Raw genomic sequence first — 21132 nt, forward strand, 5'->3', positions numbered from 1 at the left:
AGGACCGAGGACATGACCCGCGTGATCGCCGGCGCAGCCGGCGGACGCCGCCTGGCCGTCCCACCGGGAACCGGCACCCGCCCCACCTCCGACCGCGCGCGAGAGGGCCTCTTCTCCACCTGGCAGTCCCTGCTCGGCGGCCCGCTGGACGGTGAACGGGTCCTCGACCTGTACGCCGGTTCCGGTGCCGTCGGCCTGGAGGCGCTGTCCCGCGGAGCCGGCCACACCCTGCTCGTCGAGGCCGACGCCCGGGCCGCCCGCATCGTCCGGGAGAACGTGAAGAGCCTGGGCCTGCCCGGCGCCGAGGTCCGGGCGGGCAAGGCCCAGCAGGTGATCCAGACGCCGCCGGCACAGCCGTACGACCTCGTCTTCCTGGACCCGCCGTACGCCGTAACGGACGACGATCTTCGGGAGATTCTGCTCACACTCCGCACGGAGGGCTGGCTCGCGCCCGATGCCCTCGTCACCGTGGAGCGCAGCACCAGAGGCGGCGAATTCAGGTGGCCGGACGGTTTCGACGCGATCCGGGCCCGTCGCTACGGCGAGGGAACGTTTTGGTACGGTCGCGCCGCCTCTACGTGCGAAGACGCACGATGACCGGACCGGAGAGCGAGGGATCTCAAGTGCGCCGCGCCGTCTGTCCCGGGTCGTTCGACCCGATCACCAACGGACACCTCGACATCATTTCCCGCGCCTCCCGTCTGTACGACGAGGTCTATGTCGCGGTCATGATCAACAAATCCAAGAAGGGCCTGTTCGAGGTCGACGAACGGATCGGCCTGATCCGCCAGGTCACCGCCGAGTACGAGAACGTCCGGGTCGAGGCCTTCCACGGCCTCCTCGTCGACTTCTGCAAGCAGCGCGACATCCCGGCCATCGTCAAGGGTCTGCGCGCGGTGAGCGACTTCGACTACGAGCTGCAGATGGCCCAGATGAACATCGGCCTCTCGGGTATCGAGACGCTCTTCGTCCCGACCAACCCGACCTACAGTTTCCTGTCGTCCTCCCTGGTCAAGGAGGTCGCGACCTGGGGCGGAGACGTCTCCCACCTGGTGCCGCCGGTGGTCTTCGAGGCCCTGACCGAACGCCTGAAGAAGGACTGAGCATCTGACGGCCCGTCACCCGGTGTCGGACGGCCGCCCCATGGCCGTACAGTCGTTCCGTCCGTCTCCAACACAGCTGTAGAGAGTGGCGAGCACAGGTGGACGTGCAGAAGAAGCTCGACGAGATCGTGACCTCGGTCTCGGGCGCCCGGTCGATGCCCATGTCGGCCTCGTGCGTGGTAAACCGCGCCGAACTGCTCTCGATGCTCGAAGAGCTGCGCCAGGCCCTGCCCGGCTCCCTCGCGCAGGCCCAGGAGCTGATCGGCGACCGCGAGCAGATGGTCGAGCAGGCCCGCCAGGAGGCCGAGCGGATCATCGGGCAGGCGCACGCCGAGCGCGGCTCCCTGATCTCCGACACGGAGGTCGCCCGCCGCTCTCAGGCCGAGGCCGACCGCATCCTCGCCGAGGCCCGCAAGGAAGCCGAGGACGTCCGCGCGGAGGCCGACGACTACGTCGACTCCAAGCTCGCCAACTTCGAGGTCGTCCTCACCAAGACCCTCGGTTCGGTGGGCCGCGGCCGCGAGAAGCTCCTCGGCACCGGACCCGGCGTCGACGAGCAGGGCTACGAGGACGAGGACGCTCCCGAGCGCAGCCACGACCCGGAAACCCTGCGCCGCACGGCGGACGACTACGTCGACGTCAAGCTCGGCGCCTTCGAGGCGGTCCTGGCCAAGACCCTGGAGGCCGTCGGCCGCGGCCGCCAGAAGCTGCACGGCCGGATCGCCACGGACGACCTCGGCGCCCTCGCCGACGACCTCGGCACCGTCCAGCACTCCAGCGACGCCGACTACCTGGCCGACCTCACCGCCCTCGCGGAGGCGGACACCGCGGCCGCCCAGGCCGCGCCCGCCGAGCAGCCCGTACCCCAGCAGTACGAGCAGCAGCCGGCCTACGGCTACCAGCAGCAGGCCGCCGACCCCTACGGCTACCAGCAGCAGTACGGCGCCCAGCAGGACACGTACGGCTACCAGCAGGCCGACCCGTACGCCTATCAGGGCTACGACGGTCAGCAGGGCGCATACGACCCGCACCAGGCCCAGCAGGGCTACGCCGAGCAGCAGCAGATGCCCGCTCTCGACGAGACCAGCCTCTTCGACACCGGCATGATCAGTGCGGAGCAGCTGCGGGCCTTCGAGCAGGGGCGCGGAAACGGCTGATCAGCCCTTTCAAGAAGGGGCGGTGGCCGGGAGGGCAGACCGGATTGGGTCGTGAGCGAAAGGTCCAGTATCCTGGCTCTTCGGTCGCGTGTACGTCCGCGATCACCGCTGCCCGGGAACACCGAAGGGCAGCGTCCCCCGAGCTCAGAAGATCGAAAGCAGGAATGGCTCTGAACGCCCGCCTCGACCACCGCAACCCTCTCGTGTTCGACACGCACGAGCTGGGGCGGCGTCCTGGCGCGCTGCAGCGCCTGACCCGCGAGGTCGACGCCCCCAAGGATCTCGGGATCCAGGAGGTCATCGGAGTGCCGGAAGGTGCCCCGGTGAAGCTCGATCTCCGCCTCGAGTCGGTCATGGAAGGGGTGCTTGTCACAGGCACCGCCCGTGCACTGGCCAAGGGGGAGTGCGTAAGGTGTCTGGAGCCGCTTGAGCTGTCGCTCGAAGCGGACTTCCAGGAGATGTTCTCGTACCCTGACGCCGACGACCGGGGCCGCCCCAAGGCGGAGCCGGCCGACGACGCCGAGGACGACGAGGACAGGCTCTTCATCGAGGACGGTTTGTTCGACCTCGAACCCGTGCTGCGTGATGCGGTGGTGCTCGCACTGCCGATGCAGCCGGTGTGCCAGGAAGACTGTCTGGGCCTGTGCTCCGAGTGCGGAGCGCGGCTCACGGACGACCCGGCCCACCACCATGACGCCGTCGACATCCGTTGGGCGGCACTGCAGGGACTCGCCGGTTCACTCGGAGACGGCGAGAAGGACGAGATGAGCGGCGCCGAAGCCGGCGTCGACGAGAAGCAGGAGAAGTAGCCGTGGCTGTTCCGAAGCGGAAGATGTCGCGCAGCAACACGCGCCACCGCCGGTCGCAGTGGAAGGCTGCGGTCCCCACCCTGGTTGCGTGCGAGCGCTGCCACGAGCCCAAGCTGCAGCACATCGCGTGCCCGGCTTGCGGCACCTATAACAAGCGCCAGGTCCTCGAGGTCTGAGCGGCTGGTGAGAGGCACAGTGTCCACGCCAAAGAAGAACGCTCCCCGCGAGAGCGGGAGCAGCCCGGCGGACAACACGGCCTCGTCCCACACGCTGTTGGAAGGGCGGCTCGGGTACAAGCTCGAGTCCGCCCTTCTGGTGCGTGCGCTGACCCACCGTTCGTACGCGTACGAGAACGGCGGTCTGCCCACCAACGAGCGCCTGGAGTTCCTCGGGGACTCCGTGCTCGGCCTGGTGGTCACGGACACGCTGTATCGCACCCACCCCGACCTGCCCGAAGGCCAACTGGCCAAGTTGCGGGCCGCGGTGGTCAACTCGCGTGCGCTGGCGGAGGTCGGCCGTGGGCTCGACCTGGGTTCCTTCATCCGGCTCGGCCGCGGTGAAGAGGGCACGGGCGGCCGGGACAAGGCGTCCATCCTTGCCGACACCCTGGAAGCGGTGATCGGCGCGGTCTATCTCGACCAAGGTCTGGACTCGGCGGCGGAGTTGGTGCACCGCCTGTTCGACCCGCTGATCGAGAAGTCCTCGAACCTCGGAGCCGGCCTGGACTGGAAGACCAGTCTCCAGGAGCTCACCGCGACCGAAGGCCTCGGTGTCCCCGAGTACCTGGTCACGGAGACCGGCCCCGACCACGAGAAGACCTTCACTGCTGCCGCCCGCGTCGGAGGCGTCTCGTACGGCACCGGCACCGGCCGCAGCAAGAAGGAGGCGGAGCAGCAGGCCGCGGAGTCCGCCTGGCGGGCCATTCGGGCCGCCGCGGACGAGCGAGCCAAGGAGGCGGCCGAGCGGGTCGCCCAGGACGGCGAGGGTCCGTCGTCCGTCTCCGCCTGACCGAACAAGCGCAATCCGAGCGCCCGCCCCCTGTCAGGGGCGGGCGCTCGACTCATACACCGGTTAGTGACGGGGGAGCCCATGCCCGAGTTGCCCGAGGTCGAGGTCGTACGGCGCGGTCTGGAGCGGTGGGTCGCCCATCGGACGGTCGCCGAGGCCGAGGTACTGCACCCGCGTGCGGTACGCCGTCACCTCGCCGGCGCCGACGACTTCGCCCATCGTCTCAAGGGCCACCGCATCGGCGTCCCCAGCCGTCGCGGCAAGTACCTGTGGCTGCCGCTGGAGGACACCGATCAGGCGATCCTGGCGCACCTCGGCATGAGCGGGCAGCTCCTGGTCCAGCCGCACGCGGCGCCCGACGAGAAGCACCTCAGGATCCGGGTCCGGTTCGCCGACGAGGTGGACACGGAACTCCGCTTCGTCGACCAACGCACCTTCGGCGGCCTGTCGTTGCACGACACCACCCCGGACGGCCTGCCCGACGTCATCGCGCACATCGCCCGCGACCCCCTCGACCCGCAGTTCGACGACGAGGTCTTCCACCAGGCCCTGCGCCGTAAGCGCAGCACCATCAAACGGGCCCTGCTCGACCAGTCGTTGATCAGCGGCGTCGGCAACATCTATGCGGACGAGGCCCTTTGGCGCGCCCGCATCCACTACGAGCGCCCCACCGCGAACTTCACCCGGCCGCGCACCGCCGAACTCCTGGGCCACGTCCGGGACGTGATGAACGCGGCCCTCGCCGTGGGCGGGACGAGCTTCGACAGTCTCTATGTCAACGTCAACGGGGAGTCGGGGTACTTCGACCGCTCGCTCGACGCGTACGGACGCGAGGGCCTGCCCTGCAAGCGCTGCGCCACGCCGATGCGCCGACGCCCCTGGATGAACCGGTCCAGCTACTTCTGCCCGAGGTGTCAGCGGGCGCCGCGCGTCTCGTCGTAGCGCTCGCGGGCCGTGAGGACGTCGTCCATCCGCCCCTCCACGAACTGGATGAGGCCGATCAGCCGCGCGGCGACCTCGCGTCCGAGCGGGGTCAGTTCGTAGTCCACGCGGGGCGGGTTGGTGGGCTGGGCCTCGCGGCGCACCAGGCCGTCACGCTCCAGGGCGTGCAGCGTCTGGGAGAGCATCTTCTCGCTCACGCCGTCCACGCGGCGGCGCAGTTCGTTGAAGCGCAACGACCCCTCGTGCAGGGCGCCGAGGGTGAGCGCGCCCCAGCGGCCCGTGACGTGCTCCAGGGTGCCGCGCGAGGGGCAGGCCTTGGCGAACACGTTGTACGGGAGGTCCTGCGCCTCCGTGCGCTCCTGCGTGGTGTCCATGTCCCCAGCGTACGCGAATGCAGCGCTAACCGATAGGTTGCACTAACTGAAAGTTAGTGCTTTCCTTTCGTCATCGCCGGTGAGCTGCCTATATCGCCGGTGAGCTGCCTATGTCAGGAGTACGCATCGTGACCACCCCCGTTGTCTCCATCGCCTACCACTCCGGCTTCGGCCACACCGCCGTTCTCGCCGAGGCCATCCGCTCGGGTGCGGTCGAGGCCGGTGCCGAGGTGCATCTGATCAAGGTCGACGAGATCACCGACGAGCAGTGGGCGGCTCTGGACGGCTCGGACGCCATCGTCTTCGGCTCGCCGACCTACATGGGCACCGCGTCCGGCGCCTTCCACGTCTTCGCCGAGGCGTCCTCGAAGCGCTGGTTCGGGCAGGACTGGAAGGACAAGCTGGCCGCCGGCTTCACCAATTCCGGTTCCAAGAGCGGCGACAAGCTGCACACCCTGCAGTTCTTCCAGATCCTCGCCGGTCAGCACGGCATGCACTGGGTCAACCTCGGCCTGCACCCGGGCTGGAACAACAGCGAGGGCTCCGAGCACGACCTCAACCGCCTCGGCGTCTTCGCGGGTGCCGCCGCGCAGACCAACGTCGACGAGGGCCCGGACGCCGTCCACAAGGCCGACGTGGCGACGGCGGAACACCTGGGGCGCCGGGTGACGGAGACGGCACGGGTGTTCCTTCAGGGGCGCGCCGCCGCCTGAGCCGTCGCCGGGCCCGCCCTTCGGACGGGCCGGGCGACCTGGTCGGACAGGCTCTAGTACCCGAAGTCCTGCGTCCACCAAGGGCCACCCGACCCGAAGTGCACGCCGACCCCGAGCGTCTTGAAGTCGCAGTTCAGGATGTTGGCCTTGTGGCCGGGGCTGTTCATCCAGGCTTCCATCACCGCGGCGGCGTCGGCCTGCCCCCGGGCGATGTTCTCGCCGCCGAGGTCGGTGATGCCCGCCTTCGCGGCGCGGTCCCACGGGCTCGCCCCGTCGGGATCGGTGTGGTCGAAGAAGCCGCGGGCGGCCATGTCCTTGCTGAAGGCCTGGGCCAGGTCGGCCAGTGAGCTGTTCGCGGCGACCGCGCTGCAGCCCACCTTCGCCCGCTCCTCGTTGACGAGCTTCAGCACCTCGACCGCGGCGGCGGTCTCCGCGGACACCGTCACGGGGGCACTGGTCTCCTCCGGCGCCTTGGTGGCGGCACGCGAGGGGGTCGTCTTCGGCTTCTTGCTGGGCGTGGCCTTCGGCTTCTTCGACGGCGTCTCGGTCGGCGCGGCCGAGGACGTCGAGGGGGAGGGCGACGGCGAGGCGGAGCGGTCGGCGTTGCGACTGGTCGACGCGTCGTCGTCACGGCTCTCGGCGCTGCCGGAGGTGCCGCCCTGCTCGGTCGCGATGCTGGTCGGCGAGTCCGCGGCCTGCACCTTGTCGGCGCCGCTGCTGCTGCCCCCGCCCAGCTTGTAGTTGTCCAGGCCGGGCACCGCGCCGGTGGCGACCGCGACGGTGCCGAGGGCGACCGCCGCGGAGACGCCGAGCAGACCGGTCTTCACCGGCGCGGCCCGCTTCTTGCGGCGACGGTGCGAGCCGCCGCGCCGAGGGCCGTCGTCGGGCGTGAAGCCCTCGCCCCGGTAGGCGGCGTAGTCCTCCTCCGTCGCGAAGAGGTAGGCGTCGCTCCTCGCGTTGGCCTCGGCGTGCTCCTCGGGGTGCAGATAGGTGGCGGTGCCTATCGGCGGGTGGTCCCCCGGGTACGAGTCGTGGTGTCCGTGGCTCACCGTGGAGAAGCCGTGCGTTTCTGTGACCCCCGTGGCGCGGCCCGTGGCGGCGCGGCCGGCGGCGGAGCGTCGGTGGCGTCCCATGTCCTTGCCTTCCTCGTCCTGGCGGTCGACGCGTCCCCCCGGTCAACCAAGCTCACAAAACTCACACGATCGAGTGAGTTTCGTATGAGATTCATTGGGTGGGGACGGTACCGCATGGCGCCAGGGGAGGAAGTGCCCCGAGAGACATTGGCCGGTTAGGTTGCACTCATGAGCGAGGATGTGCGACTGGTCGCCTGGGTGCGCGGAGGCGTCCAAGGTGTGGGTTTCCGCTGGTTCACGCGGGCCAAGGCCCTGGAGATCGGCGGCCTGAGTGGTTTTGCTCTCAATTTGGGCGACGGACGGGTCCAGGTGGTCGCCGAGGGGCCGCGCGTGGGATGCCAGGGACTCCTCGACTGGCTCCAGGGCGACGACACGCCCGGCCGCGTGGACGGTGTCACCGAGATCTGGGACACACCTCGCGGGGGCTACGACGGCTTCGCCATCCGCTGACCCGATTCTGTAAAACGGCCCAGGCGGAAGCGGAGGGACATGCCACTGGCAGGTGCCCGGAGCAGAAAGGGCCTGGTGGTTGCCAAGAATCGCTTGCCGTGGCAGGCTCCGCACGTAAGGATGATCGCCACGCCCTGAGGGTCCTGCAGGAGTCGCAGCGCCGCCGTTTCCGGCCGCGCAGCACCGGGTTGCCCGCCAATACGGGGCGTGATCGTGTTGACCGTCAAACTTTTTGGTGAGACGCTAAAAGCACCCCGCGCACCTTAGCTGTTTGGCATGGAAGAACGGCAGCACGAACTCAAAAGTGTCAAGCACCGCGGGTGCGAATCCCTCACGACCCACACCGCTTCGGTCGGTCACTCAGTGTGGAGGACCATCCATCATGGCAAAGGCGCTTCTCGGTTACGTCGGCGGCTCCGACCCTCGACTCCTCGCCGAGATGCGACGGCTTCAGCAGCGCGTCCAGGACCTCGAATCCGAGCTTGTACGGATTCAGGCCGAGAACGACACGCTCGCGGCTGCCGCTTCTCACGACAGGATCATGGAGAGCATCGACGCACACCAGGCGGAGCCCGCGCTCACCTGATCACTGCATCGCTACACGACAGCTCACGCAGTGGTTGGGCAGCCTGTATCAACCGCTAAGTTGTCAGAGTTTGCAAGGGACGCTTCGGCGTCCCTTCTTTCTTTCCCCCGCGCATCCTTTCACCCTCTTTAACGTCTGGTGTGCCCTGCACGTTCATGGGTGAAACCGCGGGTTCATGGAGTGAGACACCCCCGGAAGGTAGAGTCCGGCGGCGTGCACCTCAAGGCCCTGACCCTCCGAGGGTTCAAGTCGTTCGCCTCGGCGACCACGCTCCGGTTCGAGCCGGGCATCACGTGTGTCGTGGGGCCGAACGGCTCGGGCAAGTCCAATGTCGTGGACGCGCTCAGCTGGGTCATGGGCGAGCAGGGCGCCAAGTCGCTGCGCGGCGGCAAGATGGAGGACGTCATCTTCGCCGGCACCACGGGGCGTCCGCCGCTGGGCCGTGCCGAGGTGTCCCTGACCATCGACAACTCCGACGGGGCGCTGCCCATCGAGTACGCCGAGGTCACCATCACGCGGATCATGTTCCGCAACGGCGGCAGCGAGTACCAGATCAACGGCGACACCTGCCGTCTCCTCGACATCCAGGAACTCCTGTCCGACTCCGGCATCGGCCGCGAGATGCACGTCATCGTCGGCCAGGGCCAGCTCGACTCCGTCCTGCACGCCGATCCCATGGGCCGCCGCGCCTTCATCGAAGAGGCGGCCGGCGTCCTCAAGCACCGCAAGCGCAAGGAGAAGGCGCTCCGGAAGCTGGACGCGATGCAGGCCAACCTCGCGCGCGTGCAGGACCTGACCGATGAGCTGCGCCGGCAGCTGAAGCCCCTGGGTCGTCAGGCCGCGGTCGCCCGCCGGGCCGCCGTGATCCAGGCGGATCTGCGCGATGCGCGCCTTCGTCTGCTGGCTGACGATCTTGTACGGCTGCGGGAGGCGCTGCAGGCCGAAGTCGAGGACGAGGCCGCCCTCAAGGAGCGCAAGGAATCCGCCGAGCTGGAGCTGAAGAAGGCGCTCCAGCGTGAGGCGCTCCTGGAGGACGAGGTGCGGCAGCTCACGCCACGCCTCCAGCGCGCGCAGCAGACCTGGTACGAGCTCTCCCAGCTCGCCGAACGGGTGCGCGGCACGATCTCGCTGGCCGACGCACGCGTGAAGAGCGCGACCTCGGCGCCTCCCGAGGAGCGGCGCGGCCGTGACCCCGAGGACATGGAGCGCGAGGCCGCCCGGATCCGTGAGCAGGAGGCCGAGCTGGAAGCGGCCTTGGAGGCGGCCGAGCGCGCCCTGGAGGACACGGTCGCGCACCGCGCCGAGCTGGAACGCGAACTGGCTCATGAAGAACGGCGCCTGAAGGACGTCGCCCGGGCGATCGCCGACCGCCGCGAGGGCCTGGCCCGCCTGAACGGCCAGGTCAACGCGGCCCGTTCGCGCGCGACCTCCGCCCAGGCCGAGATCGACCGGCTGGCCGCAGCGAGGGACGAGGCGCAGGACCGGGCGGTCGCCGCACAGGAGGAGTACGAGGCACTGAAGGCCGAGGTCGACGGGCTCGACGCCGGCGACGCGGAACTCGCCGAGCAGCACGAGACGGCGAAGGAGCAGCTGGCCGAGGCGGAGGCCGGGCTGACGGCCGCCCGCGAGGCGGCCACGGCGGCGGAGCGCAGGCGGGCCGCGACCCAGGCCCGCCACGAGACCCTGGCGCTCGGCCTGCGCCGCAAGGACGGCACGGGCGCGCTCCTCGGCGCGAAGGACCGCCTCACCGGCCTCCTCGGCCCGGCCGCCGAGTTGCTGACCGTGACCCCGGGCCACGAGGTCGCCCTGGCCGCCGCCTTCGGCGCCGCCGCGGACGCCATCGCGGTGACCACCCCGTCCTCGGCCGCCGACGCGATCCGGCTGCTGCGCAAGCAGGACGCGGGACGGGCGGCGCTGCTGCTGGCGGGGGCGCCGGAGGACACGGGCGCGGCGGCCGTGAGAACGGGGAGCGGCGCGCAGGCGCGCCCGGTTGCGGCACCCACGAACACCGACGCCGACCGCTGGGGCACGCAGGCTGCCGCCGACCACCCTTCCGCTCCCGGCGCCCCCGCAGACACACCCCCTGACGGCACGCTCTTCGCCGCCGACCTGGTCCGCGGCCCTTCCGACCTCATGCCCGCCGTACGCCGCCTCCTGCGCGGGATCGTCGTCGTCGGCACCCTCGAAGACGCCGAGGATCTCGTCTACGCGCGGCCCGATCTCACCGCCGTCACCGCCGAAGGCGATCTGCTGGGTGCGCACTTCGCGCAGGGCGGGTCCGCCGGGGCGCCCAGCCTGCTCGAAGTGCAGGCGTCCGTGGACGAGGCCGCCGCCGAGCTCGAGGAGCTCGCCGTGCGGTGCGAGGAGCTGACCGAGGCGCAGCACGCGGCGGGGGAGCGGCGCAAGGAGTGTGCCGCGAGGGTCGAGGAGCTGGGGGAGCGGCGCAGGGCCGCCGACCGTGAGAAGTCGGGCGTGGCACAGCAGTTGGGGCGGCTGTCCGGGCAGGCGCGCGGGGCCGCGGGTGAGGCCGAACGTTCCGTCGCCGCCGCCGCGCGGGCACAGGAGGCGCTGGACAAGGCCCTTCAGGACGTCGAGGAACTCGCCGAGCGGCTCGCCGTCGCCGAGGAGATGCCGGTCGAGGAGGAGCCCGACACCTCGGTACGGGACCGGCTCGCCGCCGATGGGGCCAACGCCCGGCAGACGGAGATGGAGGCCCGCCTCCAGGCCCGTACGCACGAGGAAAGAGTCAAGGGGCTGTCCGGACGGGCCGACTCGCTCGACCGGGCCGCCCGCGCGGAACGCGAGGCACGCGCGCGTGCCGAACAGCGGCGGGCGCGTCTCAGACACGAGGCGGCCGTCGCCGAAGCCGTCGCCTCCGGTGCGCGGCAGCTGCTCGCGCACGTCGAGGTCTCCCTCGCCCGCGCCGACGAGGAGCGCACCGCCGCCGACGCCGCCAAGGCCCGCCGCGAGCAGGAGCTGGCCGCCGCCCGGACCGCGGGGCGCGATCTCAAGGCGGAGCTCGACAAGTTGACGGATTCGGTCCACCGGGGCGAGGTACTCGGTGCCGAGAAGCGGCTGCGGATCGAGCAGCTGGAGACCAAGGCGCTGGAGGAGCTCGGTGTGGAACCGGCGGGGCTCGTGGCCGAGTACGGCCCGCACCAGTTGGTGCCGCCCTCGCCCGCCGCCGAGGGCGAGGAGCTGCCGGAGGACCCGGAGCACCCGCGCAACCAGCCGAAGCCGTTCGCCCGGGCGGAGCAGGAGAAGCGGCTGAAGGCGACCGAGCGGGCGTACCAGCAACTCGGCAAGGTGAATCCGCTCGCCCTGGAGGAGTTCGCGGCGCTGGAGGAGCGTCACAAGTTCCTCAGCGAGCAGCTCGAGGACCTGAAGAAGACCCGCGCCGACCTGCTCCAGGTCGTCAAGGAGGTCGACGAGCGCGTCGAGCAGGTCTTCACCGAGGCCTACCGGGACACGGCCCGCGAGTTCGAGGGCGTGTTCAGCAGGCTGTTCCCGGGCGGCGACGGGCGGTTGATCCTGACCGACCCCGACAACATGCTCACCACGGGCGTGGACGTCGAGGCCCGGCCGCCGGGCAAGAAGGTCAAGCGGCTGTCCCTGCTGTCGGGTGGTGAGCGCTCGCTGACCGCCGTGGCGCTCCTGGTGTCGATCTTCAAGGCGCGGCCCAGCCCGTTCTACGTCATGGACGAGGTCGAGGCGGCGCTCGACGACACCAACCTCCAGCGGCTGATCCGCATCATGCAGGAGCTGCAGGAGGCCTCGCAGCTGATCGTGATCACGCACCAGAAGCGCACGATGGAGGTCGCCGACGCGCTGTACGGCGTCTCGATGCAGGGCGACGGCGTGTCGAAGGTCATCTCGCAGCGGCTTCGCTGAGCCTCCTTCATTTCTTCAAGACTTGAACGCAACACTGCCACGTGCCGGGGTATAGCTCACAGGTGCCGCCTCTTGACTTCGAAACTTGAAGGAATAGTCTCGGCGATGTTGCTTTTACCTTCAGGTACCACCTACCTCGAAGGGCCAACCCCCGTCGGCAGCGTTGCCGGTGGCCCGAGGAGTACATGTGACCAGCACAGAGCAGGCAGCCAAGTCAGGAGCCGGGACGGCTCACCCCGATCACCTCGGGCATGTCATCTTCATCGCGGCGGCGGCCGCGATGGGCGGTTTCCTCTTCGGCTACGACAGCTCCGTGATCAACGGCGCCGTCGAGGCCATCCGGGACCGCTACGACGTGGGCTCCGCGGCCCTGGCCCAGGTCATCGCCATCGCACTGATCGGCTGTGCCATCGGTGCCGCGACCGCCGGCCGCATAGCCGACCGCATCGGACGCATCCGGTGCATGCAGATCTCGGCCGTCCTCTTCACGGTCAGCGCCGTCGGTTCCGCGCTTCCCTTCGCGCTGTACGACCTCGCCTTCTGGCGCGTCGTCGGCGGGTTCGCCATCGGCATGGCCTCCGTGATCGGCCCCGCCTACATCGCCGAGGTCGCCCCGCCGGCCTACCGCGGCCGTCTCGGCTCCTTCCAGCAGGCCGCCATCGTCATCGGCATCGCGATCTCGCAGCTGGTCAACTGGGGTCTGCTGAACGCCGCCGGCGGCGACCAGCGCGGCAAGCTCATGGGCCTGGAAGCCTGGCAGGTCATGCTGGGCGTCATGGTCGTCCCGGCCGTCCTCTACGGCCTGCTCTCCTTCGCGATCCCCGAGTCCCCGCGCTTCCTGATCTCCGTCGGCAAGCACGAGCGGGCCCGCGAGATCCTCGAAGAGGTCGAGGGCAAGAGCGTCGACCTGGACGCCCGCGTCACCGAGATCGAGCACGCGATGACCAGCGAGCACAAGTCCACCTTCAAGGACCTGCTCGGCGGTTCCTTCTTCTTCAAGCCGATCGTCTGGATCGGCATCGGCCTGTCGGTCTTCCAGCAGTTCGTCGGCATCAACGTCGCGTTCTACTACTCCTCGACGCTGTGGCAGTCGGTCGGCGTCGACCCGACGGACTCGTTCTTCTACTCCTTCACGACGTCGATCATCAACATCGTCGGCACCGTGATCGCCATGATCTTCGTGGACCGCGTCGGCCGTAAGCCGCTGGCCCTCATCGGCTCCGTCGGCATGGTGATCGGCCTCGCGCTGGAGGCCTGGGCGTTCTCCTTCGATCTGGTCGACGGCAAGCTGCCGGCCACCCAGGGCTGGATCGCGCTGATCGCCGCCCACGTCTTCGTCCTCTTCTTCGCCCTGTCCTGGGGTGTGGTCGTCTGGGTCTTCCTCGGCGAGATGTTCCCGAACCGGATCCGTGCCGCCGCCCTGGGCGTGGCCGCCTCCGCGCAGTGGATCGCCAACTGGGCCATCACCGCGAGCTTCCCGTCGCTGGCCGACTGGAACCTCTCCGTGACCTACGTGATCTACACGGTCTTCGCCGCGCTCTCCATCCCGTTCGTCCTCAAGTACGTCAAGGAGACGAAGGGCAAGGCGCTGGAGGAGATGGGCTGAGCCTCGTACCGAGGCGCCCCGCGAGCTCGGGGAGGAGGGCCAAGTCCCCGCTGCCCCTCTCCTCGTACCGTCCGCCGCCCCCGGCTCGGCCACCGCCCGAGCCGGGGGCGGCGGTCTTCGTGCGGCACGGACGCTGCCGCCGCCGCTGATCTCCGGGCGTGACCGTGTCGAGGCCGGCGGGGTCGGCAGCGCGATCTCAGAGGTGCCCGGCGCGCGCCGAGTCGTAGCCCCGTGCGCCCCCGCAAGTCGGGCGCGGGAAGAACACGCATGTGGGTCACCGCCGAGACCCGCGGCCCGGCCGTTGTGGGAGGCGTCAGCCGGCCAGCTCCGGCAGCACCCGCTCCGCGAACAGCTGCAGACTCCGCCACCCTTCCTCCACCGGCATCCCGCCCGCCAGCGGATGCAGGACGAGGTTGTCCAGCCCCTGCGCCACGCAGTCGTCGGGTGTGAGGATCCGGTACACGCCCTCGGCGCGCAGCTCGTCCACCGTCGTGGCCGCCGACCGCACCGCCGAGCGGATGTCGGCGGACTGCCAGGAGGCGTACGTCCGGGCCTCGTGCAGGAAGTGCTCGCCGTACACGGCCCACGCCTCGTCCGGGTCCTCGGCGAGGTGCAGCAGGGGCGTCTCGGCTGCGGGCATCATGGTCCAGCCCTCGGTGCCGTACTCGACGAGCCTCTCCTTGTAGTACGCCTCCAGCTCCGGCAGATGCGCGCTGGGGAAGAAGGGCAGACCGAGCCGGGCGGCCCGGCGGGCGGCGGCCTTGGAGGAGCCGCCGACCAGGAGGAGGGGGTGCGGGTCGGAGTACGGGCGCGGGGTGACCCGTACCGTACGGCCCCGGTACGCGAACCGCTCCCCGGTCCAGGCCTTGAGGAGCGTCTCCAGGACCTCGTCCTGGATCCGCCCCCGCCGCGTCCACTCCACGTCGAACTGGGCGTACTCCTCGGGCCGGTACCCGATCCCGGCGACCGTCACCAGCCGTCCGCCGCTCAGCAGGTCCAGTACGGCGATGTCCTCGGCCAGGCGCAGCGGGTCGTGCAGCGGGCCGATGACGGCCGAGACCGTGACCGCGATCCGACGCGTGGCCCCGAAGACCGCGCCCGCGAAGGCGAACGGCGAGGGCAGCCAGTTGTCGGCGACGCCGTGGTGCTCCTCGGTCTGCACGGTGGTGATCCCGCGGTCGTCGGCGTACGCGGCCATCTCCAGGGCGGCCCGGTAGCGGGCGCCGAGCGAGGCCGGGGTGGCGCCGGGCTCGACGAGGTTGAAACGTACGACCGTGACGGGCATGGGGAGCCCCCTTCGCCGGGCGGGTGGGGTGTCGGTGCCGGGGGAGATTAGCTGACGGTTCGTCAGGTATCCAGGGGTTCGGCATGCCCCCGTTCGGAGGTGCCGGCGACGGACCTGGCGGGAAGGGGTCGCGCATACTGGACGGGTTATGGAAACCGTCATCCTTGCTGTAGTCATCGCCGTGGTCGTGCTCGGTGTGCTCGGCGGGCTCGTCGTCGGCAGCCGGCGCAAGAAGCCGCTGCCCCCGCCGCCTCCCACCACGCCCGACATCACCGCCCCTCCGGCCGAGCCGCACGTCGGCGACGAGGCCGAGACGCCGCGCGACGAACCGCGCCGGACGATAGAGGAGGTGGACCTCCCGGACGGCTCGGCTCCCGTCGCCGTGGAGGAGCCTCCCTCTGTCGAAGCCCCCGAGATCGAGATCCCCGAGCCGACCGAGGGCCGTCTGGTCCGTCTGCGCGCCCGCCTCTCCCGCTCGCAGAACGCTCTCGGCAAGGGCCTGCTCACGCTCCTCGCGCGCGAGCACCTCGACGAGGACACCTGGGAGGAGATCGAGGACACCCTGCTCACCGCCGACGTCGGCGTGCAGCCCACGCAGGAGCTGGTCGAACGCCTGCGTGAACGCGTCAAGGTGCTCGGCACCCGGACACCGGACGAGCTGCGCGTCCTGCTGCGCGAGGAGCTGCTCAAGCTGGTCGGCACCGACGTCGACCGCACGGTCAAGACCGAGCCCGAGACCAGCAAGCCCGGCATCGTGATGGTCGTCGGCGTCAACGGCACCGGCAAGACCACCACCACCGGCAAGCTCGCCCGCGTCCTGGTGGCCGACGGTCGCAGCGTCGTGCTCGGCGCCGCCGACACCTTCCGTGCCGCCGCCGCCGACCAGCTGCAGACCTGGGGCGACCGGGTCGGCGCCCACACCGTGCGCGGCCCCGAAGCCGGTGACCCGGCCTCCGTCGCCTTCGACGCGGTCAAGGAGGGCAAGGAGATGGGCGCGGACGTCGTGCTCATCGACACCGCAGGGCGCCTGCACACCAAGACCGGCCTCATGGACGAGCTCGGCAAGGTCAAGCGGGTGGTCGAGAAGCACGCGCCCCTCGACGAGGTGCTGCTCGTCCTCGACGCGACGACGGGCCAGAACGGTCTGGTGCAGGCCCGGGTCTTCGCCGAGGTCGTCCAGATCACCGGCATCGTGCTGACCAAGCTGGACGGTACGGCCAAGGGCGGCATCGTGGTCGCGGTGCAGCGCGAGCTGGGCGTGCCGGTCAAGCTGGTGGGTCTCGGCGAGGGCGCCGACGACCTCGCGCCGTTCGAGCCGGAAGCGTTCGTGGATGCCCTTATCGGTGAATGACCTACGGACATCCGTATGTGGAAGGGACCTGCGGAAATCCGTATGTGACCGAAGAAGCGCCCGCCCCCAAGGTGCAGTTGGGGACGGGCGCTTCGCTGTGTACGACTATGCGCGCGACCGGTGCGTCACGTACGCCAGCGTCCCCAGCAGCAGCCTGGCCGCCGGCGGCTTCGTGGCGGTGTCCAGCGACGGTGGCCGCAGCCAGCGCACCGGCCCCAGCCCGCCCCGGTCGGACGGCGGAGCCGTGATGCACGTGCCGGAGCCGAGGCCGTGCAGGTCGAGGGAGGTGGGGTCGTCCCAGCCCATGCGGTAGAGGAGCTGGGGGAGCTCGGCGGCGGCGCCGGGGGCGACGAAGAAGTGGGCGCGGCCCTCGGGGGTGGCGGTCACCGGGCCGAGGGGGAGGCCCATGCGCTCCAGGCGGACCAGGGCGCGACGCCCGGCGGGCTCGGCCACCTCGATCACGTCGAACGCCCGGCCGACCGGCAGCATCACCGAGGCGCCGGGGAACTCCGCCCAGGTCTTGGTGGCTTCGTCGAGTGTCGCCCCGGCCTGGACGTGCGGCGCGAAGTCGAGGGGATGGGCGCCCGGGGCGGCGCAGTCGGCGCGCCCGCACGAGCAGGCGCCGGCCGCGGCGCGCGCCCCCGGGACGACGTCCCAGCCCCAGAGTCCGGTGAACTCGGCGACGGTCGTGCACTCCGACGAGCGACCGCGCCGACGCGAGCCGGAGCGGATCTCCCGAATGCCGCCGATCGTGAAGCCCATGCCCCCTCCAACGTGTCGGGCGTGCCGGTGGTTACGTGGCGAACGCGAACTGTGACTCTCCGTTGCCTTCCCGGTGTCACTTCCGTGTCATGCAGGCGCTCGGACGCACCCTGGGTGGTGCGCTGGGCCGCGTGCGCCCCCGAGTGCACCGCTCCGCCGCTCCCGGCTGTCCTCTGTCAAGTGAATCGTGTGGAGGTGGGCGTGAGTTCATTCGAAGGGGTGGCGAATGGTGGCGTTTCCGGGATCGCCATGGATGGACGCGTGATCGTAGGATTACTTTGAGTGCACGAGTCCTGGGGGCACATGCACTTGTGGGTATGCCGGAGGCAACTCGGGTTCCCGTTCGAAGGATGGCAACTGCCGGACGGGCGGCCGTATTTACCGGCATTCTGATAAGGCTTGGCGCACTCAGTGACAAGTGGTCTCAGGGATGGGGGCGTTCCAGTGAGCGGCAACGGCGGTGGCGGGACGAGCGCGACAAACGCAATGAACGCCGACAAGCGCCCCAACGAGCTGCTCACTTCGTGGTTCGCGCGCAGCGGCTGGTCCAAGGGCGAGCTCGCCCGCCAGGTCAACCGCAGGGCCCGCCAGTTGGGCGCCAACCACATTTCCACCGACACCTCGCGCGTTCGCCGCTGGCTGGACGGCGAGAACCCCCGTGAGCCGATCCCCCGGATCCTGTCCGAGCTGTTCTCCGAGCGGTTCGGCTGTGTCGTCTCCGTCGAGGACCTCGGCCTGCGGGCCGCCCGCCAGTCACCCTCCGCGACCGGCGTCGACCTGCCCTGGACGGGCCCGCAGACGGTGGCCCTGCTCAGCGAGTTCTCGCGCAGCGACCTGATGCTGGCGCGGCGCGGCTTCCTCGGGACCTCGCTGGCCCTGTCCGCGGGCCCGTCCCTCATCGAGCCCATGCAGCGCTGGCTGGTGCCCGCGCCCCCGTCCTCGCACCACGAGCCCGAGCCGTCCGTGTCCTCGGCGGCCTCGGCCCGCCGAGGCCGGCTGTCCAAGCCCGAGCTGGACCTCCTCGAGTCGACGACGGTGATGTTCCGCCAGTGGGACGCCCAGTGCGGCGGCGGCCTGCGCCGCAAGGCCGTCGTCGGCCAGCTGCACGAGGTGACCGACCTTCTCCAGGAGTCGCAGCCCGAGGCCACCGCCAGAAAGCTGTTCAAGGTCGCCGCCGAGCTCGCGGAGCTCGCGGGCTGGATGTCGTACGACGTCGGGCTCCAGCCCACCGCGCAGAAGTACTTCGTCCTCGCCCTGCACGCCGCCAAGGAGGCGGGTGACAAGCCGCTCGGTTCGTACGTGCTGTCCAGCATGAGCCGCCAGATGATCCACCTCGGGCGGCCCGAGGACGCGCTGGAGCTGATTCACCTCGCGCAGTACGGAAGCCGGGACTGCGCGAGCCCGCGCACCCAGTCCATGCTGTATGCGATGGAGGCCCGCGCCTACGCCAACATGGGGCAGCCCGGCAAGTGCAAGAGGGCGGTCCGGATGGCCGAGGACACCTTCGCCGACGCCGACGAGTGGGACGAGCCGGACCCCGACTGGATCCGCTTCTTCTCCGAGGCCGAGCTGTACGGCGAGAACTCCCACTCCTACCGCGACCTCGCCTACGTCGCCGGTCGCAGCCCCACCTACGCCTCCCTGGCCGAGCCCCTGATGCAGCGGGCCGTCGAGCTCTTCGCCGAGGATCTCGATCACCAGCGTTCGTACGCACTCAACCTGATCGGCATGGCCACGGTCCACCTGCTCCAGCGCGAGCCCGAGCGGAGCGCGGAGCTGGCCACGAAGGCCATGCTGGAGGCCAAGAAAGTGCGCTCCGAGCGCGTCAACACTCGTATTCGAAAGACGGTCGACACGGCCGTACGCGATTTCGGTGATCTCGCGGTGGTCGTGGATCTCACGGACCAGCTGGCCATCGAGCTCCCCGAGACCGCCGAGGCCGTCTGAGATCCCAGGAGAATCCCTGAACCCCGGCCGCGGCCGGCCCTCCCGAACTGCCCGACTCGGCTCCCCCGTGCCAGGTCATCGGAAGGCCGACCGCGGCCGGTTTCTTTCCTTCGTCGAAGGTTGCGCGACGATAACGATCGACGCGTCCAATATCTGCCAGTTCATCTAGGCGTAACACACAGGGCACCTTCGTCACGGCGGCGAAACAACGAGGGGCTTCGACCGAAACCGCGCTGCGTCAATCTCATGGCGCATAACCGGCCCACCCCTCAATCCGCTCAGGCTTCGCCCGCACGGGGCCGTACCAACGACGAGGAGACGCCGATGGCACCAGCCATCACGCTCGCCGCAGAAGCACCCACGCTGTCTGCCGCCAACACGGGCTTCATGCTCATCTGTTCCGCCCTGGTGCTGATCATGACTCCGGGTCTGGCCTTCTTCTACGGAGGCATGGTCCGGGTCAAGAGCACCCTGAACATGCTGATGATGAGCTTCATCAGTATCGGGATCGTCACCATCCTGTGGGTGCTGTACGGCTTCTCCATGGCCTTTGGTACTGACTCCGGCAGCATCATCGGATGGGACTCCGACTGGGTCGGCCTCAGCAACATCGGCCTGACAGACCTGTGGCCCGGATACACCATCCCGATCTTTGTCTTCATGGTCTTCCAGATGATGTTCGCCATCATCACGCCCGCCCTGATCAGCGGTGCCCTCGCGGACCGCGTGAAGTTCACGGCGTGGGCCCTGTTCGTCGCCCTGTGGGCCACGGTCGTCTACTTCCCGGTCGCGCACTGGGTCTGGGGCACCGGCGGCTGGGCCTTCGAACTGGGTGTGATCGACTTCGCCGGTGGTACGGCGGTCCACATCAACGCGGGTGCCGCGGCGCTCGGCGTGATCCTGGTCATCGGCAAGCGCGTCGGCTTCAAGAAGGACCCGATGCGTCCGCACAGCCTGCCGCTGGTCATGCTCGGCGCCGGTCTGCTGTGGTTCGGCTGGTTCGGCTTCAACGCCGGTTCGTGGCTCGGCAACGACGACGGCGTCGGCGCGCTGATGTTCGTCAACACGCAGGTCGCCACCGCCGCCGCCATGCTGGCCTGGCTCATCTACGAGAAGATCCGCCACGGTGCGTTCACCACGCTGGGCGCCGCCTCCGGTGCCGTCGCCGGTCTGGTCGCCATCACCCCGTCCGGTGGTGCGGTCTCCCCGCTCGGCGCGATCGCCGTCGGCGTCATCGCCGGTGTCCTGTGCGCCATGGCCGTCGGCCTGAAGTACAAGCTCGGCTACGACGACTCGCTCGACGTGGTCGGTGTCCACCTGGTCGGCGGTGTCGTCGGCTCCCTGCTGATCGGCCTCTTCGCCAGCGGCCACGGCCAGTCCGAGGTCGAGGGTCTCTTCTACGGCGGCGGCATGACGCAGTTCTGGAAGCAGTGCGCCGGTGTCTTCGCGGTCCTCGCCTACTCGCTCGTCGCCTCCGCGATCCTCGCCTTCCTGATCGACAAGACGATCGGCATGCGGGTTTCCGAGGACGTCGAGGTGGCCGGCATCGACCAGGCCGAGCACGCCGAGACCGCATACGACTTCAGTGGTGCCGGCGGTGGTTACGACCGCACGAGCGCAGTTCCGGCCCCGGTGGCCGACACCGGGAAGAAGGTGGACGCATGAAGCTCATCACCGCCGTCGTGAAGCCCCACCGGCTCGACGAGATCAAGGAAGCCCTCCAGGCCTTCGGAGTTCACGGCCTGACGGTCACCGAGGCGAGCGGCTACGGTCGTCAGCGGGGCCACACCGAGGTCTACCGCGGTGCCGAGTACACGGTCGACCTGGTCCCGAAGATCCGCATCGAGGTGCTGGCCGAGGACGACGACGCCGAAGGTCTCATCGACGTCATCGTCAAGGCGGCCCGCACCGGCAAGATCGGTGACGGCAAGGTCTGGTCCCTCCCGGTCGAGACCGCCGTACGGGTCCGCACCGGCGAGCGCGGTCCGGACGCGCTCTGACAGAAGAACAGAACA

Annotated in this window: 20 protein-coding genes; 16 read left to right on the forward strand and 4 right to left on the reverse strand. The window is 69.8% G+C overall.

Annotated features, from left to right (window positions below; genetic code table 11):
* Window positions 1–12: 12 nt before the first annotated feature.
* The 7 genes from rsmD to mutM all read left to right on the forward strand — a co-directional run bounded on the left by rsmD (window position 13) and on the right by mutM (window position 5019).
* Window positions 13–597, forward strand: coding sequence for a 16S rRNA (guanine(966)-N(2))-methyltransferase RsmD (gene rsmD / locus ADK57_RS04250; RefSeq protein ID WP_053747973.1), 585 nt, complete (start codon window positions 13–15; stop codon window positions 595–597).
* Window positions 598–623: 26 nt separating this feature from the next.
* Window positions 624–1103 (forward strand): pantetheine-phosphate adenylyltransferase, encoded by a 480-nt coding sequence (gene coaD / locus ADK57_RS04255; protein WP_053747974.1) that lies wholly within the window; start codon window positions 624–626, stop codon window positions 1101–1103.
* Between the two features lie 98 nt (window positions 1104–1201).
* Window positions 1202–2260 carry an ATP synthase F0 subunit B gene (locus tag ADK57_RS04260; protein WP_053747975.1) on the forward strand — a complete coding sequence of 353 codons (1059 nt, stop codon included), beginning with the start codon at window positions 1202–1204 and terminating at the stop codon, window positions 2258–2260.
* Window positions 2261–2424: 164 nt separating this feature from the next.
* Window positions 2425–3069, forward strand: a complete 645-nt coding sequence (locus ADK57_RS04265; protein ID WP_053747976.1) for a YceD family protein — start codon at window positions 2425–2427, stop codon at window positions 3067–3069.
* 2 nt (window positions 3070–3071) lie between these two features.
* Window positions 3072–3245 carry a 50S ribosomal protein L32 gene (rpmF, locus tag ADK57_RS04270; protein WP_006139588.1) on the forward strand — a complete coding sequence of 58 codons (174 nt, stop codon included), beginning with the start codon at window positions 3072–3074 and terminating at the stop codon, window positions 3243–3245.
* Window positions 3246–3264: 19 nt separating this feature from the next.
* On the forward strand, window positions 3265–4077 hold the full coding sequence (gene rnc, locus ADK57_RS04275; protein ID WP_053747977.1) for a ribonuclease III: 813 nt from the start codon (window positions 3265–3267) through the stop codon (window positions 4075–4077).
* Between the two features lie 81 nt (window positions 4078–4158).
* The gene (mutM, locus tag ADK57_RS04280; protein WP_053747978.1) at window positions 4159–5019 is read left to right on the forward strand and encodes a bifunctional DNA-formamidopyrimidine glycosylase/DNA-(apurinic or apyrimidinic site) lyase; all 861 of its coding nucleotides are present in this window, start codon (window positions 4159–4161) and stop codon (window positions 5017–5019) included.
* On the opposite strand, the gene ADK57_RS04285 is transcribed toward mutM, so the two are convergent.
* Entirely contained in the window at window positions 4992–5393 is a 402-nt protein-coding gene (locus ADK57_RS04285) for a winged helix-turn-helix transcriptional regulator (RefSeq protein ID WP_053747979.1), read from the reverse strand. The two genes, mutM and ADK57_RS04285, sit on opposite strands and share 28 nt — an antisense overlap.
* A 128-nt stretch (window positions 5394–5521) precedes the next feature.
* Here ADK57_RS04285 and ADK57_RS04290 point away from each other — a divergent pair, with 128 nt between their 5' ends.
* Window positions 5522–6106 (forward strand): flavodoxin family protein, encoded by a 585-nt coding sequence (locus ADK57_RS04290; protein WP_053747980.1) that lies wholly within the window; start codon window positions 5522–5524, stop codon window positions 6104–6106.
* A 53-nt stretch (window positions 6107–6159) separates the two neighbouring features.
* Here the strand turns inward: ADK57_RS04290 and ADK57_RS04295 are convergent, their stop codons facing one another.
* Window positions 6160–7239, reverse strand: coding sequence for a CAP domain-containing protein (locus ADK57_RS04295; RefSeq protein WP_053747981.1), 1080 nt, complete (start codon window positions 7237–7239; stop codon window positions 6160–6162).
* Between the two features lie 168 nt (window positions 7240–7407).
* Between ADK57_RS04295 and ADK57_RS04300 the strand changes: the two genes are divergently transcribed.
* From ADK57_RS04300 to ADK57_RS04315, 4 genes are all read left to right on the forward strand, one after another.
* Window positions 7408–7689: an acylphosphatase gene (locus tag ADK57_RS04300; RefSeq protein WP_053747982.1), complete on the forward strand. Its 282-nt coding sequence runs from the start codon at window positions 7408–7410 to the stop codon at window positions 7687–7689.
* Between the two features lie 382 nt (window positions 7690–8071).
* Window positions 8072–8275 (forward strand): hypothetical protein, encoded by a 204-nt coding sequence (locus ADK57_RS04305; protein ID WP_053747983.1) that lies wholly within the window; start codon window positions 8072–8074, stop codon window positions 8273–8275.
* A gap of 213 nt (window positions 8276–8488) precedes the next feature.
* Window positions 8489–12166, forward strand: coding sequence for an AAA family ATPase (locus ADK57_RS04310; protein WP_053747984.1), 3678 nt, complete (start codon window positions 8489–8491; stop codon window positions 12164–12166).
* A gap of 187 nt (window positions 12167–12353) precedes the next feature.
* Window positions 12354–13772 carry a sugar porter family MFS transporter gene (locus ADK57_RS04315; protein ID WP_053747985.1) on the forward strand — a complete coding sequence of 473 codons (1419 nt, stop codon included), beginning with the start codon at window positions 12354–12356 and terminating at the stop codon, window positions 13770–13772.
* A gap of 313 nt (window positions 13773–14085) precedes the next feature.
* On the opposite strand, the gene ADK57_RS04320 is transcribed toward ADK57_RS04315, so the two are convergent.
* Window positions 14086–15057, reverse strand: coding sequence for an LLM class flavin-dependent oxidoreductase (locus tag ADK57_RS04320; protein WP_053747986.1), 972 nt, complete (start codon window positions 15055–15057; stop codon window positions 14086–14088).
* A 148-nt stretch (window positions 15058–15205) separates the two neighbouring features.
* Here ADK57_RS04320 and ftsY point away from each other — a divergent pair, with 148 nt between their 5' ends.
* Complete coding sequence (ftsY, locus tag ADK57_RS04325) at window positions 15206–16408, forward strand: signal recognition particle-docking protein FtsY (RefSeq protein WP_053747987.1); 1203 nt, start codon at window positions 15206–15208, stop codon at window positions 16406–16408.
* 105 nt (window positions 16409–16513) lie between these two features.
* Here ftsY and ADK57_RS04330 read toward each other — a convergent pair whose 3' ends face one another.
* Window positions 16514–17170 carry a bifunctional DNA primase/polymerase gene (locus tag ADK57_RS04330; RefSeq protein ID WP_053747988.1) on the reverse strand — a complete coding sequence of 219 codons (657 nt, stop codon included), beginning with the start codon at window positions 17168–17170 and terminating at the stop codon, window positions 16514–16516.
* 444 nt (window positions 17171–17614) lie between these two features.
* Between ADK57_RS04330 and ADK57_RS04335 the strand changes: the two genes are divergently transcribed.
* From ADK57_RS04335 to ADK57_RS04345, 3 genes are all read left to right on the forward strand, one after another.
* The gene (locus ADK57_RS04335) at window positions 17615–19117 is read left to right on the forward strand and encodes a hypothetical protein (RefSeq protein ID WP_053747989.1); all 1503 of its coding nucleotides are present in this window, start codon (window positions 17615–17617) and stop codon (window positions 19115–19117) included.
* A 324-nt stretch (window positions 19118–19441) separates the two neighbouring features.
* Entirely contained in the window at window positions 19442–20782 is a 1341-nt protein-coding gene (locus tag ADK57_RS04340) for an ammonium transporter (protein ID WP_053747990.1), read from the forward strand.
* Window positions 20779–21117 (forward strand): P-II family nitrogen regulator, encoded by a 339-nt coding sequence (locus ADK57_RS04345; RefSeq protein WP_006379495.1) that lies wholly within the window; start codon window positions 20779–20781, stop codon window positions 21115–21117. Before ADK57_RS04340 ends, ADK57_RS04345 begins: the two co-directional genes overlap by 4 nt.
* Window positions 21118–21132: the final 15 nt, after the last annotated feature.

The sequence above is a fragment of the Streptomyces sp. MMG1533 genome (assembly GCF_001279775.1).
Lineage (GTDB): Bacteria > Actinomycetota > Actinomycetes > Streptomycetales > Streptomycetaceae > Streptomyces.

Bases quoted from the DNA above. Each gene is read 5' to 3' on its own strand.
- ADK57_RS04340 (WP_053747990.1), top strand. From the start codon at position 19,442: ATGGCACCAGCCATCACGCTCGCCGCAGAAGCACCCACGCTGTCTGCC.
- ADK57_RS04285 (WP_053747979.1), bottom strand. From the start codon at position 5,393: ATGGACACCACGCAGGAGCGCACGGAGGCGCAGGACCTCCCGTACAAC.
- rsmD (WP_053747973.1), top strand. From the start codon at position 13: ATGACCCGCGTGATCGCCGGCGCAGCCGGCGGACGCCGCCTGGCCGTC.
- ADK57_RS04345 (WP_006379495.1), top strand. From the start codon at position 20,779: ATGAAGCTCATCACCGCCGTCGTGAAGCCCCACCGGCTCGACGAGATC.
- ADK57_RS04320 (WP_053747986.1), bottom strand. From the start codon at position 15,057: ATGCCCGTCACGGTCGTACGTTTCAACCTCGTCGAGCCCGGCGCCACC.
- ftsY (WP_053747987.1), top strand. From the start codon at position 15,206: ATGGAAACCGTCATCCTTGCTGTAGTCATCGCCGTGGTCGTGCTCGGT.
- ADK57_RS04330 (WP_053747988.1), bottom strand. From the start codon at position 17,170: ATGGGCTTCACGATCGGCGGCATTCGGGAGATCCGCTCCGGCTCGCGT.
- ADK57_RS04295 (WP_053747981.1), bottom strand. From the start codon at position 7,239: ATGGGACGCCACCGACGCTCCGCCGCCGGCCGCGCCGCCACGGGCCGC.
- mutM (WP_053747978.1), top strand. From the start codon at position 4,159: ATGCCCGAGTTGCCCGAGGTCGAGGTCGTACGGCGCGGTCTGGAGCGG.
- ADK57_RS04300 (WP_053747982.1), top strand. From the start codon at position 7,408: ATGAGCGAGGATGTGCGACTGGTCGCCTGGGTGCGCGGAGGCGTCCAA.
- ADK57_RS04305 (WP_053747983.1), top strand. From the start codon at position 8,072: ATGGCAAAGGCGCTTCTCGGTTACGTCGGCGGCTCCGACCCTCGACTC.
- ADK57_RS04265 (WP_053747976.1), top strand. From the start codon at position 2,425: ATGGCTCTGAACGCCCGCCTCGACCACCGCAACCCTCTCGTGTTCGAC.